Genomic DNA, 16831 nt, shown 5'->3' on the forward strand with positions numbered 1-16831 from the left:
CCATGAACCCCCCCGGCGATGGGAATCCTGGCTACGAGCAGCACGACCTCTATCCACCTAGCCCCCTCTATCCTCACATCGGCCACTCCAGCTATACTTTTGGCACCTAGAACTCTCTTCAGGTAACTCTGGGCTTTTACAAGATCTATCTCATCCACAGCACCCCTTATCAGGAGTAGAACGGCACCATCCTCCACCTTGAAATCTCCGGCATAGGATAGGGATCTCTTAGCGCTCTTCACCAAGACGTAGGTGGAGCAATTCCCGCTCCTACATGGATGAGGATTATCGAAACTGGCCCTAGAGTAGCCGACTATGGCGACTGTTGGAGGCATATCCGTTCCCAGTTCACATCCCATAGTTGATGAGAAGTGCGAGGTATCGAAACCCTCCTTGGAGGGGACCTCTCCTCCTTCCAAGAGCGGCATGAGCCTCACCACCACACCCTCCACTAGGGCCCTGAACTTGGACTCTATGCCCTTGAGGCCCAATGTGAGGACGGCTGAATCGAGTAGAAGGACCGAGGAATCGGAGCCCACCCTCTCCACAACTCTAGCCAGTTCATCTCGATCGAACGTATCCGAATTCCAGAGGAGTGCTGTTATGACAGGCACATCCACCTCTTCCCTGAGGGCCCGGACGAGCTCCCTACCGTAATTCAGTGAGAAATCCCTGTCTGGAAAGGGGGCAGAGGAGTCCATTATGACTACCACCGCGTTGAGCCCTGTGGAGCACACCCTGACTAGGAGATCCTCCATCCTCCTAACCGTCCTGGCAGTGTCCCTAGCATGGTCCTCGTAGCTGCTCTCCTCGGTGCAGTAAAGGATAGCCTCGAAGGGTTCCTTTATCGATGACTGCTCCATTAAGAAGACCCTGTTCATGAGCTTGGAAGATGACTCTAGACATGAAAGGTCTACAGTAGCCCTCTCGCTCTTCAAGACAGCCATTCCAAGCACTTTCGAGAAGTACCCTTGGTCGTAGTCCCTCCTATCTAGGAAGCAGGCCTCCAGATCCTTCCACTCTTCTCTGATTCCCTCGGGCAGCTCCACATACCAACCGAGTAACTTGAGTAGACCCCTAAGGAGCGGATCCACGAGGGGGGAGAAAAAAGGGATGAAGAGCAAGGGATCTGTCTCGGAGAAGTACATACGTCCCAGTGAGAGCAGTTCGAAATTCCCAATCTCATGGCCTCTAATGACTGCGAATGAGAGGAAGGAGAGGACCAGCATCAAGAGGGAGAATCCCAAGGACTTGAGGAAGCCTATGTGTAGGGGCTCATCCCTCTCCATGGGTGTCTTGAACTTGGCGAGGTAACCTATGAGAGGAAGCAGCGGCATCATAAAGTAGGATGCAACGAAAAGAACAGCCTTCCTCCTAACGTCTTCCATGTGGAATACGAAGTAGGCTAATGTGGGTAGGAAGAATACAAGTAGCGGGAGCACATAGGAGAGTACTTTGATCAGACCCAACTTCCTTCTCATAACCTCTCCCTTCTTGATTACGCTTAGAGTTACCTCACCTGAGTCGTACCTTCCCGGCCTTATTTTCACATTCTCATCAGCCAGCTTATAGTCCTCGGAGTCCAGTACGACTTCGTACTCTTCCTCACCTATCAGGAACCTACCGTCTTCTACTCTTAAGCCTCTCCTCCCGCTGGGGGAGGTGAGCTCGACCTTTAGGTCCTCCACAGATCTTCCAGTACCGACCTCCTCGAATCTCAGGGTGACCTCCCGAGGGTACTCGGAGAAGGGACTCTCACCCCTCTTCAGGATCTCATTCACTATAGCCGCTGGCCTGTTCCCCACCCCTATCAGGAGGGCCCTCATCTCCTCCTCACCGAGAGGATCAGCAGGAACAGTAGGAACAGCGGGATGGCTAAAGTTATCAGGAGGTTGTAGAAGGAGCAGTCGCTCTCCTGTCTCACCTCCTTCCCGAGCTCATCTATCCTCAAGCTCAACTTACCAAGCTGTCCTTGGATCGAGTTCAATTCACTCTCCACGTCCGCCTTGTAGCGGCTTATCCAAGATTCCTTAGTCACTGCCATCTCTCTTGGAATGGATTTCAACCTCTCAATGACGTCGGTTAGGGTCTTATTCAGCTCCCTACACTCCCTGTTCACATGCTCGGACACCTTGAACACCTCCACAACAGGGACCCTCACTCCACCGATTTCAGTGACGTTACAGGTGGGCTCGCTTCTCGAAAGCTCATCTATCCTCTTCTGCAAGTCCTTAGCCTCCGAGAACAACCCCAACAGGGTATCAAGCATGCGAATCACCTCCTTCCTATAGACCGTGCAGATCCTCACTCCAGCCGATCCCATGATCCCCTCACCGGGACCGCCCTTCAACTTGAATTCCAGATCGTACTCTTCGCTTTCTGGCATGTTAAGGACGTACTCCTCACCTCTGGGTCTTATCCTGAAGAAGGCCTCCCCAGTACTCCCGAGTTGACACTCCTCGTTCGATCCTATCGTGATGTGTGATCCGCCTCTTGGGAGGCTCTCCCATTGCATGTATTCGTTCTCCTCAGCTTCTAGGACGAATCTCCCACTGATGTCCACCTCTAGGTAAAGCCTTCCCTTCCTCAGGTATGGGCATGACTTCTTGTTGTAGTCGTGAGACTGGAGTATCCTCACCTCCACGGACTCGCCTTCGGGAACCACGAGGTCACAGTCCATGAGATCCTTTGGAGGGACGATATAGACCTCGGATGGTTTTACGCTCACGTCGAAGGCACCCTTCTCGCTACCCTCAGCTCTGCACCAGCCCTTCAGGACGGTGTGAAAACCCTCCTTAGGAAGGGCCAAGGAGGGGACTCCCCAGACCAACATCATCAGTAAGAGGAGCACGAGCACGTTCCTCATCTGTTCCTCACCCCTTTCAACTTGTAGTAGAGCATCTTAAGCGGATTACCGACTACTAAGCTTATGTAAAGTTTCAAGTCCTTCCTGTAAAGCTCCTCTATGGACTTCAGGATCTCATCCTTAATGAGGTCCTTGGACGGTATCCACCTATCTATCTCACCCTCCAGATCCCTCGAAATCTCCTCCCTTGACCTTACGCCCAAAGGAGAGGTTGCATTTAAGAGGTTCCCCGATATGATCTGCAGATTATGCTTCAGCTCCTCTATTCTTCTGAGCATGCTTAATAAATCCGTTCTTATTTTACTGCACATGTCCTCCTCTCTGGCATTTTCGCACCCATCCTCATAGGCGTACTTGCTGGCTACGTGCTGTATTAATTCGTTCACCGTCCTAGCCCTCCCATTTACCTTGCTGATCGCCTCAGAAATCCTCTCTATATTCTCCAGATCTAAGGCCGACTCCAGCTCCTCTAAACACCTGAGAAGCTCCTCAAGAGCCCTTATAAGCTCCTCAAAATCCCTCCTCTCCGAATCCCTCTCCTCACATTTCTTTTCATTTTTCTTCTTACTTCTCTCATTGGAGAACTCCTCATTCAGGTAGGCTCTCAACTCCTCTACTAGGTTTTCTAACTCCTTCCTCAGGGTGGGAATCCTATCTCCGCCTATATTCTTGATTATTATCGAGAAGATCCTGCCGAAGGTCCTAGATCCCTCCACCACAGGTGCCGCCTCCATCGCCCTTTCCTTCGCTCTCTCAGCTAGACTCCTAGCGTAGTCCTCTCCCAAGCGTCTGACTACTCTCTCTCCGAATTCTGACCTCTTTACCGCTTCTATTATGAAGGAGACCACCCCATCTGGGAATTTACCCCTCAACTCCTCCTCTATGCGCTCCAATGTACTGGTCCTTACCTCCTCAGGACTTATCACCTCACTGCCCAGCAGCGAGCTTATTATCTTGGAAGCAGCCCTGTCAATCGCTTCCATCAATCTCCTCCTCTCATTTCCACCCAATTCTGGGAAAGTCCTGCGGATCGCATCCTCCAGCGAGTAGAACTTGATCTTTCCTGGATCCAGAACCTGCTTGGCCTCCACCTCTCTTATCTCGTAAGCAGTGTCCGCGAGCTGCTCGGCCTGCTCATCCAGGTCACCGTCCTCCAGGACGGAACCAGCGAGTTTCTTCACGTCCTTCATGCTCTCCATCCTCCTCAGTATGATGTACTGCTCCCTAGCCATCCTGCAGTCCCTGATTATCCTCTTGGGGATGTCGATGCCCGAGATGAGCATCATTAAGCCCATCTTCCTCTGGATGTCCTCATCCTCCACGTCCCATATCGGTAGATCGAATTCCCCGTCCTTAGCCGCGTGCATCATCTTAGCCCTGCCCTTTATCCACACTTTGACCTTGTCGTAGGCCTCGGGCGGGATGAGCTCATCTTCGGTCCTTATTATGAAGAAAGAGCTGAGACCGGTCCTGTAGTCGAAGGCTCCCTTACTTCCCTCTAGAGTGGAGACGAAGTGCCTCATTATCCTCTCAGCCGATCTGTCGGGGATGATGTAATTGACTCCCTTATGCTCGAATTCCTTCGTGATTACACCCTCATTCAACTCCCCGTACAGGACATAAAAGATTCCTGGGGCCTTCTCGAAGGCATCTAGTATATTTCTAGCGTCCAAATTCCTATATACGCTCTCTCTCCCTTTTTTTAGGAGCTTCACGTAGCGGTTAAGGGACCTCCTCATTCTGTACAGGTAGGAGGACTCCCTCTTGAGATGCCATGCCATGATCGCCACGGCGATGACCAAGATGGGCAGACCTACAATCAGGGAAATTGTAAATAGATCCGTCCCAAGCCAGATAAACAAGTAGTAGGCGAGAAAGAGGATCAAAAGCAAGGAAACGATGGTAGCAACGAGGTTCCTCCTGAGGAGCGAGAGGAAGTTCCTAATCCCCAGGTAGATGGACTTCAACGTCATATCACACCCTCCCTCCTGGCCTTCCTCTCGATCTCGCTGAGAAGACGCTCTCTTATAGTCGATCTCACGATGTTCAACTCTTCTGCCGCTGCCAAAGTGAGGATAAATCTGGAGATGGCGTTATCCACTATCCTGTATACCTCATCCGTGCTCATCCCAGAGGTCATGTAGTCCTCTAGAGATATGAGACCCAAGCCATCCACGAACTCCGAGATGAAGGCTAGGCTGGTGACTGAGTTGTAGGCCCTCATCCTGCACTCCTCCGGGATGGGGGTCATGGCAATGGCCATGATCCTCGAGTCAGGCGCCACTTCCTTGGCTACCTTTGCCGCTACCGGAGCGGCACCGCTCCCCGTGCCCCCTCCAGAGGCGTAGATTATCAGGATCATATCAGGAGTTGTACCTTCCTTCTCCAGATCCTTTATCTTGCGGGAGATCATCTTCTCTATGACCTCCTCATCATCAACTGCCATCCTGAGGCCTAGAGTATTGTCCCATCCGGCTCCCCCTCCCCTAGTTATGTGTTCCCCGATCAAGAGGATATCCCTCTCCCAGTCCATCGGGTAGAACCTCCTCACAGAAACCGCCCTCCTCCTTCCGAGGATGGGTGGGGTCAGACCCACCGTTACCATGGTGTTCTCTCTACCTCTGAGCTGCTCCAAGTCCATCCTAGAGGAGTTTATGGCCATGGACCAGATGAATCTCACCTCATTGGATATTCTATCCAGTGTCTCAATGAACCAGTTCTCCAGACTCCCCTCATACAGCCTAGGATACTTCAGCTCCTTCACCAGCTCGAAGAAGCCTAGGATGTCGTCCCGATCCTCCTCCGAGAGCAGGGAGGCCTCTCTCTCCACCCACCTCCTCAGGTCTCCCATTATGTCCAAGACCCTCTCAGGCCTCTCCTCCTCCCTCACCTTTTCCAGCTCGGATATGCTGGAGTCATCGAAGAGAGACCACATCGCTATGCCTTCGGCTAGCTCAATCTTCCTCTTGGGAATGCCCATAACAATCTTCCCCTCTTTCACCTCGCTGACGTAGATCCTCTCGTCTTCAGCGCTGGGATCAGCTAGGGGCAGCCTCATCAATTCATATATCATGGCGTGGGCCATGAATCTCCTCTGCTCCGTCAGCAGTACGTCAGCTACCGTCTGACCCCCTAACCCAAGTCCAATCACCAGAATCCTCAACTTCACCACCTCCATCGTCGAACCTGATCACGTTATTCGAGCGGAAATGGATCGAGTAGATGTACTCGGATATCTTCGATAGTTCCTCTGAGAGCTCAGCTGGAGTTATCTTCCTTATACTGACGAGCTTCATCTCCCTCTCCCCACCCGGAACCATGGGCGGGTCGAGATCAGCACCTTCCCTGGGTATCCTCCTCTCGATCACTTTCACCATCGCCTTCACGAAATCACCGGGCTTGACGTCAATACCACCCCTCTCCAGATCTATGCCCGCTTCCTCCACATTTATCGGAGATTCGCCCTCCCAGATCGCCTTCACCAAGATCTGGCGACTTCCAACCCCTATGACCACGCCGAGTAGGACGACAAAGGTACCGTACTCCTCAGCGACCATCATCTGATTTTACGATGAGTGAAATATAATTGGGGGAACTGAGAAACCTAGTAGTTTCACCGAGGCCCGACAGGTCAAGGGAGGGGGTATAGATCATGTCAACATCAGTTACCAGCGGGAACCGCGAGCAGAACAGCGACACCCGCCACCATAGGATCAACCCTCTTCCCAATCCTTCTCGATCATAGGGCTAGGAGTGCATTAGACAATAGACAATTTAGGTAGGGAAACCGCTTACCTCTTCATTAGAGGATTTCTTATGAGCCCCTTCTCTCTTCTCTGGGTTTTTATATATGCCTCCTTACTTTAGGTCTCATTAACAATGTAGTTAGTATTAGTTAGTATATCAACACCTAAAGGAGAGCGGAGATACTAGCCCACCAGGCATAAATTGGTTCTCCGAAATTAGCTGAATTTTCTCTCCATTATTCAGTTCTGCTGACTCATCCAAATGTTCATCATTGGGAGGGATCACAGGTAAGTCGGGAAAACTCCGCGCATAGCTAATCCCAGATCCATTTCCAGATCCCCAATGGACAGATACATTGAGGCCCCATGAATCTTATATCCATTACCTGAACTCAGAATATGGTTCGAGGAGCACGGATAACTCTCCCCACTCGCGAGGTCCACCCCAGTAGGGAAGTCAAGCACATTTATGAAGTATCCGATCCCGTCACACCGCTCCACCTAAGCCGCTTAAAACCCAAGGTGTCACCCGATTGTGCCTATTACCCACTCATAACTCAGGGGATCTCCTTCAAACTTGAGAGCTATCCTACCCGTACTAGGCAATTTGGAGTCAAGGGACACCTCAGCCTCATCATCCAAGTCTAGAGCTACTGGCTCCTCCCCAACCACCGAATCCCCTACCTCTAGGAATACCTTCCCCCTGTACTCCTTGGATCCAACGTTCACGACCTTTCCCACGATGGACACCCTCCCACCAGTGAAATGGGCGTTTACTTCCAATGGGGCAGGGATAGGAAGGTCTGCTACCTCGTACACTGACTCAGGTGGTAGGATCACACCCTCAGGAACATCTCCTACCTTAAAGTAGCCTCCAGATGCCTCTAAGTAGCATAGATCCCCCACATTGGGGGATGAGCAGGGAACTCCTAGAGCCACATGATCCTTCAAGAAGAGGAGGTGCACTCCCTCGACGCCAAGAGACCTCAAAAGGTTAGCCAGTAATATGGACTTATCCTCACAGTCTCCTCCCTCAACTAAGGTCTCTAGAGGAAACCTAGGGAACTCACCTAATCCGGTGGATATTCCGTCCCTGAGGTACCTCACACCCGACTGCACGAAAGTTATTACTGCTTCCATTGGGTCGCAGTTGAAAGATCTCAACCTCCGAACTACGTTCCGAAGGACTAGCTCTGATGCCGGATCGGCTGCCATCACCGCGTAGGACCGGGAAGTTCTCTCACTGGCCAATAGCCTTCTTCTCATGCGGAAGTAGTTGTAGGTCTCTAAAGGCACCTTCAGAAGCATCGTCAACTCTCCACATTCAGGAGAGTTCCAAGAGAAGGAAGAGTATATTGGATCGTTATTCCTCCCGTCTCTGCTGGATATGAGGTTATTCACCCACCTCAAAAGGGATATACTATCACCCCCCGAATCTCACCCTCACTTGCTTGACGAAGATTCAACTTACTAGCTTAAAGATGTTCTCAGATCGAAGTCCCTACACAAAGCTAGAAGGGTGCAGAGGACTGTTGGGTCCGTAACTAACATAAAACTTAAAAATAAATGAGGAAATTTTGAAGCTACTGTGAGGCCTTGAATGGGGAAGGGGATCCTAGGATCAATAGGATGGGTGTTCACCACCTTACTAGTAATGATCATTATACTAGCGCCTGCTATGATCCTGTATTACCTACACTTGCCTAGTTCTCTATCGCCTAATAGCATCTACGTCAAAGCCTTCCAGATGGATGTAACAGAATCCGAGAGGATAAGAGCGGCATTGAATGAGCCTATGTGTAGGACGGTTTTCGGATCGCATGTAGGGATCGATATCGGAAGCTGCTGGATGAACTTGGCAGGCTCTTACTATATGGGGGCATTCCTAGTTCCTGCCCTTTTAATTCTCTTGTCTGGAACGGAGAGTGCGGTAAGGAGATGGACGAGTGGAGGGGTCCTAACCCACGCAGCTAACGAAGTTGGTAAAATACTTTTCTCCATACTTCTCATCACCTTCCTCTTTTACACCGCAATTCATTCCGGCGTTCTAGGCTGCCTCTACGTGGCGCCCGTAGTGATAGTTCCCTTGCATCGGCTCTATGCGAAAGGAAGATCTCACAGCTTACTCCTCATTCTCATGGTGTCATACTACTTACTCATGCTCCTCTTCAGGATTTCAGTAATAGGGGGATTTTCAGGGAAATCAATTGAGCTTTGCTTTGAGAAATTGCTATACCTTGATTTCATGGGCTTTCTAGGATGCATCTTTAATTATAAGAGCAGGAGCACTTTTTGGTTCATTAACCACTTAGAGACTGCTTTCGGGATATCATTCCTTCTCACCGCGTTCCCCCTCATCGTCTTCCTCACAAGTCCCGGCAGATTTGTAATGAGAAGCCGGAAATCTCCTACAAAATTCATAGGAAGAATGAAAAATAACACAGAGTCATTTATAAAATTTTGGTACCTCATCTTCAGACAGGTTATAGCCCGGAGTAAGGGATACGTGATCATTCCGTTCATAATAGGCCTGATGTTGAGCATCTTCGTCACCATCCTTCCGTTCATAAGATTCTGGCTTCATCCCAGCTCCTGCTTAAATCTAGACTCACTGTCAGATCTCTATCAAGATGTGGACGTCGCGATAGGCTCCTTCCTCCTCTGGGGAATTCCCATGGCAGGACTTGCCGTGACGCCTGAGGAGCTGATTAATAATAGCATCGGTATAACCCTAAGGAGAATACTCATAAAGAATCCAAGAAAGATAGCTATAATCGGATCCGGGAGATTAGTAAAATCTTTGCTTCATAATTTGAGAGATAAGTACGGTTTTATGAACGCAGAGACCGTTCTCTTTGAGGATGAAATGCTGAAAGTCCACAGAACTCTCGTCCTGATCGATTACGATGAGTTCGTGGCTCACAAGAGGTACGATGATGAGGTCTTTGGGAAAATAGGAATTTACATCATGAAGAACACTGCAATAATATGTCTACTTGGTGAGAGGGAATCACAAAGTCCCGATTTTAAGCTTAAGGATTCTAAGGAGAAGTTACACGTACTTAACAAGTTCACGGAGCTCTTTGAAGCAATAGTAATAGCTAGCCGTTCCCCTAGGGTTCAGAACGGCCTATATAAAATGCTAAGGGGTGAGTACTTTAGAGGGAAGTACAATGTGCTCCTGATAAGCGTGGAGCAGAACAGTCAATTGAAGGTCCTCTTCTCTGGAGGGGTGCCGCAGTGATAAGTCGTGGGATAGTCTTCCCCCTTAATTATAACCTGAATCTAGGGGAGTCTTTTCTCCTCAAGGTGCTTAGCTTGCTCTCACCCGAGAGGAATAAAGCAATCATCATTGGAAGCCCTCATTTCTCTGGGTACTTAGTTAGAGTTCTATTAATAGGCTTCTGGAAATTGTATGGAAGTTTTCCGGATATTCATTTGGTAAGCAATAACAAGTACTTACTGGGGATATCAAAGGAGGAAGGAGGGGAAAGATATCTAGGATTCGACGTATTCCTGAGAATTTCAGAGATATACCGCCGTAGAAGAAACATGGAAGGCAGAGTAAAATTCACTTACATCCCCAGCCCTTCCTATCCGCATATGAAAGAACTGTTGAACAATGAGAGAACGGAGGATGAACGCTTACTCTTTATCGTAATAGGAGACCCGAATAAACTGACGGAGTCCTACTCTATAGCGAGTAACCTGATCTATGCGATGTCCTCAATAGGGGTGATTGCCCCCACTGTAACTGAGGTGGTCGACGAGGCAGGCGCAAGAATGATTGTGGAGATGGAAAATTTACTGAAGAGGTCGCGGGGGGATAGTAGCTGGAATATTCCCCCATTCTTCTTGGGAGTTGATCCCTACCAAGAGCCTGTAAAACCAATGCTAGCTGTTCTCGATGCACTAAATCCCGACTTCCCTAAGGAGAGAAATCTGTTTAATTTGAAACTCTGCCTGCGTGATATCCCAGGTGCCCTTTATGACGCGATCGGGAAACTAATGAACCTTAAGGGGGTAGCTGGAGGGAAGAACAATCTGAGGTTCGTGAGGTTCTATACGTGTAATTGCGACTTAAAGGGCTTAAGGGGAAATCATGATCACAGGTATGTGTTAGAAGCTTTTCTGGAGATGGGAAAGGTAGGAGATAGAGGTTACGAGGAGTGCGAAGTAATACAGCGCTTCAATATGATACCTCGGAACCCCGAGCTGGAGAGAAGGCTGAGTCGCAGGGAGGGAAATAAAAAGGAAGTAATGAATTGTCCTTTCGATATTACCTGCCCCCTGATTACGCCTCTAGATGCAATCGTACCTAAAGATGAAACTTCCCTTCAACAAACGGAAATAACTCCAAGGGAGGGTTCTAAGGGAGGCTCTACGAAGGATAACTTAAAGAGGTTCTATATATTTGCCTGCATGAGAGATAATTATTTACCGACTCTCTTGGATATCCTCAGAAAACTAGATAGTTTAGACGAAAAGCAAATAAAAAACTCGTTAGTATACGAGGAGAGAAGCGATGGCGGTAGTGATGTAAAGATACACTACCTACAAGAGCATCTATGTCCCAGCGAGAACACCCTGATCGAGATTTATGGGGAGCACCTAAAGGGGCACCAAACGAAGAAGCGCGAGGAGAGTATCCTAGTAAGGCTCTATTCTGATGATAGAAGTGGATATAATGGTCTGCACGTAAAAGACTTAAGGTGTCCGTTGAGGGCATTCCTCAGATCAGAGGAAGATGGGCCCCATGTAGGAGAAAAGGGCAGTGACTTGATGATATACTTCAGAGAGGTTCCCTTGAGTACCCTTGGACTGACGAACTCCTGATACTTCCCTATCATTGGAAAGAGCCTCGCTGTGCCTTAGTCGACCAGTACCCTCCTATTCGGGGCTGGAGGACTGGACGAGAGTAGGCGCAGGTGGGAAACCTGTTAAGGACATGGAGGCCTCAACTAACTTTATCTGAATGATTGTCTGAGTATGGAGATGCATCGCGCGGCGACCTCTTCAGCCTTCCTATTACTGCTGATACCACTCATTCTAGCAGATGCCTCTCCTGACATAAACTCCCTTTCCTATCGCGGCGGATTCATCGCCGCCGAGTTGGAGGAAAGAGGGCTTAGGTGGGTCAATCTCTACAACGAGGAAATGCGCCTTCTCTGGTCCTCATCGAAGGCGAGGTTTGTGGAGTTCAACTGGTCATCGTCGGGGGCCATTGCAGTCAGGCTGTGCGACGGTCCCTGCTACAATGTGAACTGGCAGCGCGTCCAGGTGTACGATCCCTCCACCGGCAACTCTTGGAATTCCAGCGAGGCCCGATTCGTCAGATTCCAGTGGTCCAGTTACGGGAAGCTCGCTGTAGTGCTCTGGCTGAGCCCCTGCCCCGACTACAGCAAGCACTGGATGGAGCTTTATGATCCCTCCTCAGACCAAAGCTGGATGACCGATTACAGGGGATTCGTCTACGCTCAGTGGTCTCCCTTGGGAGAGATAGCCGCTGTGGTGAGGGACGAGGACGGATACCACTTGGAGGTCCTCGATGATCAACTCAACCTCAGGTGGTCGAGCCCCCCAGCCCAGGTGGTGGATTTCAAGTGGTCTACGGACGGGAAACTGATCGTTAAGCTGGAAATAAACGGTACAAACGTCCTGCTACTGAGGTACGGGGACTCGGTCGAGGAGCTAGCTAGGGGAGGGGAGATACATTACGCTTGGTCGGATGACGGGAACTTGGTTTACAGCGTGGGAGGGGAGATAAGGTCGCTCAGGTTCTCCCATCCACCCGGTTGGATGGTGGTGCTCTTGGTGGGCGCCGCCCTGATAATCTCGGCCATGGTGGCGAGATTCAGGAGGTCATCGGAGGGAGCACAGGAAAACAAGTGAGGAGGGCTCCCTCAACTTCCTGACAAGGTCCACCACGTAAAGGAACTCCACTCCCCTGTCGAGGGCGTGTATAAGGTACACGAGAGGAGGAGACAGTCCAGCCGAGGAAACAATGATCTCCCTCATCTCCATCACCTTCGAGGGATCTCTCATCACTTCCCTCATCTCATCCATGAGGTCCTCAGCCGTCTCGCTCCTCTCAAGCAGGTCCGCAAGTAGCGAAATCCCTTCCTCCCTAGAAAGCTTCCACAGCTCGTCGTACCTCATTCCCGTGGAGTTGCGAAAGCCCAAGTTCTCCCTGCAAATATCCAACATCGGACCTAGGTGGGCACAGATCGTAGTGAGCTGAGTGAGGGCTCCATTCTCCAAGAGGAAATCGCTGATCAATTCCAGCCACTCCCAACTCATATCCACCAGCCGAAGCCTTCTGCCCGTGAGCCTGTCCACTATCTCGAACTCCTCCAAGGAGGGGACGATCCCCATTTCCCGAATCCTCTCCTTAGCGTATGAGGTAGCAGCTATCATCAGGGCCACTAGGGGATCCTCCAGCTCCGTCCCGAATGAATAGTAGATGTACCTCACGGTCCGGACATCGTACCTCAGCAATTCAACGTTCATCTCCAAGTCCAACGGATCCCTAATGTAAGGGATCTCCGTCCTCATCAGTTCAAGGATCGAGAGATGTGCTAGGGGCAATATCGGGAGCTTGAGACCACAGACCACCCCAACCATCGAGAGTAATCCACCTGCAGCCCTCTCCCCCAGTTCGGTTCTCCTCAACCTGTCCACAAGATCCGGCAGTGCATGGATAGGTTCACCCGGACATCCCTTTAGGAGGGCAGCTAGGAGATTCGCCACGGTCAGGAGCTCCTCAGCCCCCTTAACCACTTTCCTTCCATTAGTCTCTGGCCTGCCCAGTCTGGGAGAACCCTCCCAGTAAACATACCTCATGGACACCCCTGGGTATGAGGCGCTCACCAAGTTGGAGGCAGCGTAAACCGGAGCGTGATAAATTCTACCACTCAGATCCACTAGGAGGAGCTTCTCGGATGGTAAGTCCCTCAGCTCGTCCTCCAAGAACAGCATGATCCTGAGGGCCATCCAGAGCAGATCTCCTTGGAACTCCACTACCTCGCCGTCTATCTTCCACCTGCCGGTGCACTCCAAGGGAACCACACGAGTTTCTGCCATTAACGACCGACCGTAATTCTCCTTGAATATCCTATCTATTGGTTCTCCGTTCAATCTGCTCATTCTCAGCACATTCCTAATCTCATCCCTGACCCTCTCCACCAAGCCATCGAGATCCTTGAGCTCCCTCAATCTTGCTATGCAGTGGGGAACGAACACGAGGACCTTGACCCTGGGAGAGCCGAGGAGGCCGACCACGTCAGCTACGAAGGGAATTGAAGTCTCAACTATTCCCCTGGCAGTGTGGAACCTTGACCACTTTTGCCCTCCCCTGTACACGTATACTACCAAGGAGGCGTTTTCCATCATACCAGATTAAGGGTCGATTACTAATAAACTTGGACGTCACTCGCGCAAATAACAAAAAAGACGTGTGTAATTCCGCTCAATTGTTTTTCTCTTTACGAACAATTTTTTAAGCATATGCCCGTGAACTGAAGCTCGTGTTAAAATGTAATTCATTTTCCTCATATTGCCCTAATTCCCAAGAAGGCATCTGAAGGACACCAGATTCATCCAAAGGTATTCACACGACTGGGCAGCTTAGAAAGATTAGATGAGCTTAGGATGCGCGTCCGGTATCCCTAAGGCGAAACGGCATGCGCCACCAACGAGGGCTTCGGGTGAAGGCGCCAGCAGGTTAACGATTTTAAGAAATGGTATCTGGAGGCAGGGAAGGCCGATGGTGGATCCCGTGCTGAGCTTCGCTATCTCAGTGGCTATGCTCGTGGGGCTTCTGATCAGGAAGCAGGAGGTTCACGTCGCAATAATGGCCTCCACCCTAGTGTTCGGCCTGCTCACCTTGGGGGCAGGGATGGCAGATTCCACTGTCAGGGGGATCCTCACTTACTCCACTCTGAAGCTGTTCATAGCCTTCTTCTCGGCCCTGTTCCTCTCATACATGATGAAGGTGGCTGGCATCCTCGATAAGATGACCCGGCTATTCGCCAGCCTGAGCTGCAACTTCGCCTCCATATTCGTCCCATCGCTGGTAGGTCTCATTCCCATGCCCGGCGGCGCCTTGGTTTCGGCCATGATGCTGAAGGAGCACTACTTGGAGAGGCAGGGGCTGGATAGCAACTTCGCCTCCTTTCTGAACTACTGGTTCAGGCACATATGGGTGCCCGTCTGGCCCCTATTCCAGGCCCTCATACTCACCGCAGTCATACTAAACACGCCGATAGTCAGGATAATAGAATCAACCTTTCCCGCAGCGATCGGGACGATAGGGGCGGGCCTAATAATCTCCTACCCATTACTGAGGAGGAGAGCTAGGAGCTGTGAGGAGAGAGTTGGCAGCAGGTGGAAACTGATAGTGGCAGGATGGCCCTTCCTCCTCGTCGTGATCCTAGTCTTCGTGGTGAGGCTCCCGGTGGAGTTCGCCCTCCTGATCACCGCCTTGGCAACCGCAGCATACGCGAGGCCCTCCAAGAGGAAGCTGGTGGAGGGCGTGAAGTTCGCCCTCTCGCCCAAGATCCTCTTGGTGATAGTGGCCGTGATGATGTACAGGCAGTACGTGTTCGACAGTCATTCAGCCGATGCCCTCCTGAATTTCATGGTCTCCCACGGTATTCCGATAATGCCCGTAGTTTTCACCCTCCCCTTCGTCATAGGCGCCACTACCGCCGGGGAGTTCGTGTTCGCCGGAACAGCTTTTCCCCTCCTGATCAATGTGCTGGGGACCGGTAAAGCGATAAATGACCTGGCACTTCTGGTGGGGTATACGGGGGGCTACATAGGGGTCATGCTCTCCCCAGTGCACCTATGTCTAATACTTACACTGGAACACTACGGTGGGAGGTACTCGGGCGTCTACAAGTACTTGGTGCCTGCCTCCATTCTATCCGTGATAATTTCCCTCGCTCTGGGGGCGATCCTGTGGGGAAGGTGAGGATCCTCTACGGGGACAGGCCCCTTCACCTCGATATCCCGGATGAGAATCTGCTGGGGGTCTACGGTGTAAAGGCCCCTCCCCAAGTTGATGTAGATGAAATGCTGGAGGAGGCACTGGATTCTCCGGTTAGCAGCGATCGGTTGGAGGAGATCAGGGCTTCTAAGGTGCTCATAGTGGTTAACGACTCCGCTAGGCTCACCCCCACTCCTAAGATGCTGGACCACGTCCTCCCAAGGTTGGAGGAGGACGCGAGGATCATAGTCGCCACCGGGACCCACAGGCCACCTACAGAGGAGGAGTACAGGGGGCTGATACTGGGACACCACTACGACAGACTGAGAAGGGTGACGACGTACCATGACTCGAAGGGAAGCGAGTTCACCGACTTGGGAAGGACCGCGAGGGGGACCCCCATCCTGATAAACTCGGAAGTCTTCAGAAACGATCTCGTAATTACCATGGGTTCGGTAGAGCCCCACTACTTCGCTGGCTACACTGGGGGTAGGAAGAGCATCGCACCTGGTCTGTGCGCCTACGAATGCGTCGAGGCAAACCACAAAATGGCACTACTTCCCGAAGCGGCCCTTGGGAGACTCAGGGGAAACCCACTGCACGAAGATTTAGAGGAGATGGTCAGGAAGGTGGCGGGAAGGGTGAGGATCTTCTCCCTGAATGTGGCCATCACCGGGGAGGGGAGGGCGTGGGCCGCTGAGTCAGGTGACATATTCGATTCCTTCTACTCCCTCGTCGAGGAGGTGGAGAGCAGGTACTCGGTGGAGCTGCCCGAACAGGCGGACATAGTTGTGGCCGTGGCCCCGGGAGAGATGGGAATAGACCTCTATCAGTCTCACAAGGCGCTGGAGGCCGCCAAACCCTTGGTGAGGGAGGGCGGCGTGGTCATACTCGTCGCGCCCTGCTGGGACGGCATCGGGCCCAGAAACTTCTACGACCTCCTGGCCGGGAGGAGCAGGGAGGAGATAAAGGAATATGTATGGAAGAATTACAGGCTCGGCTATCACAAGTCCGCGAAGATAGTGGAGCTTCTGGATAAGGCGGAGGTGTACGCGGTCACTGACTTGAGCCCGGAGATCCTTGAGAGGATAGGATTCAAGCCCTTCTCCAATCCGCAGGAGGCGTTGGACGAGGCCCTCGCTAGGGTGGGCGGGAAGGTGGCAGTCCTGCCCGAGGCGAGTTTGGTCGTGCCCCGGCTGAGGGCTAAGCGTTAAATTTTTGGTCCATATG

General features: G+C 51.3%; 12 protein-coding genes. 5 read left to right on the forward strand and 7 right to left on the reverse strand.

The features are described from left to right. The 6 genes from QI197_04615 to QI197_04640 all read right to left on the reverse strand — a co-directional run. A partial coding sequence (locus QI197_04615) for a hypothetical protein (protein ID MDK2372641.1) occupies positions 1-1826 on the reverse strand: 1826 nt, incomplete at its 3' end. After that, positions 1823-2866 (reverse strand): hypothetical protein, encoded by a 1044-nt coding sequence (locus QI197_04620; GenBank protein MDK2372642.1) that lies wholly within the window; start codon positions 2864-2866, stop codon positions 1823-1825. The genes QI197_04615 and QI197_04620, both read right to left, overlap by 4 nt. Next, complete coding sequence (locus QI197_04625) at positions 2863-4839, reverse strand: hypothetical protein (protein ID MDK2372643.1); 1977 nt, start codon at positions 4837-4839, stop codon at positions 2863-2865. The genes QI197_04620 and QI197_04625 overlap by 4 nt, the downstream gene beginning before the upstream one ends. Beyond that, on the reverse strand, positions 4836-6029 hold the full coding sequence (locus QI197_04630; protein ID MDK2372644.1) for a hypothetical protein: 1194 nt from the start codon (positions 6027-6029) through the stop codon (positions 4836-4838). The genes QI197_04625 and QI197_04630 overlap by 4 nt, the downstream gene beginning before the upstream one ends. Next, positions 5980-6423 (reverse strand): hypothetical protein, encoded by a 444-nt coding sequence (locus tag QI197_04635; GenBank protein ID MDK2372645.1) that lies wholly within the window; start codon positions 6421-6423, stop codon positions 5980-5982. Before QI197_04635 ends, QI197_04630 begins: the two co-directional genes overlap by 50 nt. A 714-nt stretch (positions 6424-7137) precedes the next feature. Next, positions 7138-8022, reverse strand: a complete 885-nt coding sequence (locus QI197_04640; protein MDK2372646.1) for a hypothetical protein — start codon at positions 8020-8022, stop codon at positions 7138-7140. Positions 8023-8212: 190 nt separating this feature from the next. Here QI197_04640 and QI197_04645 point away from each other — a divergent pair, with 190 nt between their 5' ends. The 3 genes from QI197_04645 to QI197_04655 all read left to right on the forward strand — a co-directional run bounded on the left by QI197_04645 (position 8213) and on the right by QI197_04655 (position 12504). After that, on the forward strand, positions 8213-9856 hold the full coding sequence (locus QI197_04645; protein ID MDK2372647.1) for a hypothetical protein: 1644 nt from the start codon (positions 8213-8215) through the stop codon (positions 9854-9856). After that, positions 9853-11448 (forward strand): hypothetical protein, encoded by a 1596-nt coding sequence (locus QI197_04650; protein MDK2372648.1) that lies wholly within the window; start codon positions 9853-9855, stop codon positions 11446-11448. Before QI197_04645 ends, QI197_04650 begins: the two co-directional genes overlap by 4 nt. A 159-nt stretch (positions 11449-11607) precedes the next feature. Continuing rightward, complete coding sequence (locus tag QI197_04655; protein ID MDK2372649.1) at positions 11608-12504, forward strand: hypothetical protein; 897 nt, start codon at positions 11608-11610, stop codon at positions 12502-12504. Here the strand turns inward: QI197_04655 and QI197_04660 are convergent. Continuing rightward, positions 12475-14001: a hypothetical protein gene (locus QI197_04660; GenBank protein MDK2372650.1), complete on the reverse strand. Its 1527-nt coding sequence runs from the start codon at positions 13999-14001 to the stop codon at positions 12475-12477. The genes QI197_04655 and QI197_04660 overlap by 30 nt on opposite strands. Before the next feature lie 376 nt (positions 14002-14377). Here QI197_04660 and QI197_04665 point away from each other — a divergent pair, with 376 nt between their 5' ends. Then, on the forward strand, positions 14378-15586 hold the full coding sequence (locus QI197_04665) for a DUF401 family protein (protein ID MDK2372651.1): 1209 nt from the start codon (positions 14378-14380) through the stop codon (positions 15584-15586). Continuing rightward, positions 15574-16815: a nickel-dependent lactate racemase gene (gene larA, locus QI197_04670; GenBank protein MDK2372652.1), complete on the forward strand. Its 1242-nt coding sequence runs from the start codon at positions 15574-15576 to the stop codon at positions 16813-16815. The genes QI197_04665 and larA overlap by 13 nt, the downstream gene beginning before the upstream one ends. Positions 16816-16831: the final 16 nt, after the last annotated feature.

The sequence above is a fragment of the Thermoproteota archaeon genome (assembly GCA_030130125.1).
Classification (GTDB): domain Archaea; phylum Korarchaeota; class Korarchaeia; order Korarchaeales; family Korarchaeaceae; genus Korarchaeum.

Excerpts from the sequence above, each read along its gene's own strand:
- QI197_04660 (MDK2372650.1), bottom strand. The coding sequence starts at position 14,001 with ATGGAAAACGCCTCCTTGGTAGTATACGTGTACAGGGGAGGGCAAAAG.
- QI197_04625 (MDK2372643.1), bottom strand. The coding sequence starts at position 4,839 with ATGACGTTGAAGTCCATCTACCTGGGGATTAGGAACTTCCTCTCGCTC.
- QI197_04620 (MDK2372642.1), bottom strand. The coding sequence starts at position 2,866 with ATGAGGAACGTGCTCGTGCTCCTCTTACTGATGATGTTGGTCTGGGGA.
- QI197_04655 (MDK2372649.1), top strand. The coding sequence starts at position 11,608 with ATGCATCGCGCGGCGACCTCTTCAGCCTTCCTATTACTGCTGATACCA.
- QI197_04665 (MDK2372651.1), top strand. The coding sequence starts at position 14,378 with ATGGTGGATCCCGTGCTGAGCTTCGCTATCTCAGTGGCTATGCTCGTG.
- QI197_04635 (MDK2372645.1), bottom strand. The coding sequence starts at position 6,423 with ATGGTCGCTGAGGAGTACGGTACCTTTGTCGTCCTACTCGGCGTGGTC.
- QI197_04645 (MDK2372647.1), top strand. The coding sequence starts at position 8,213 with ATGGGGAAGGGGATCCTAGGATCAATAGGATGGGTGTTCACCACCTTA.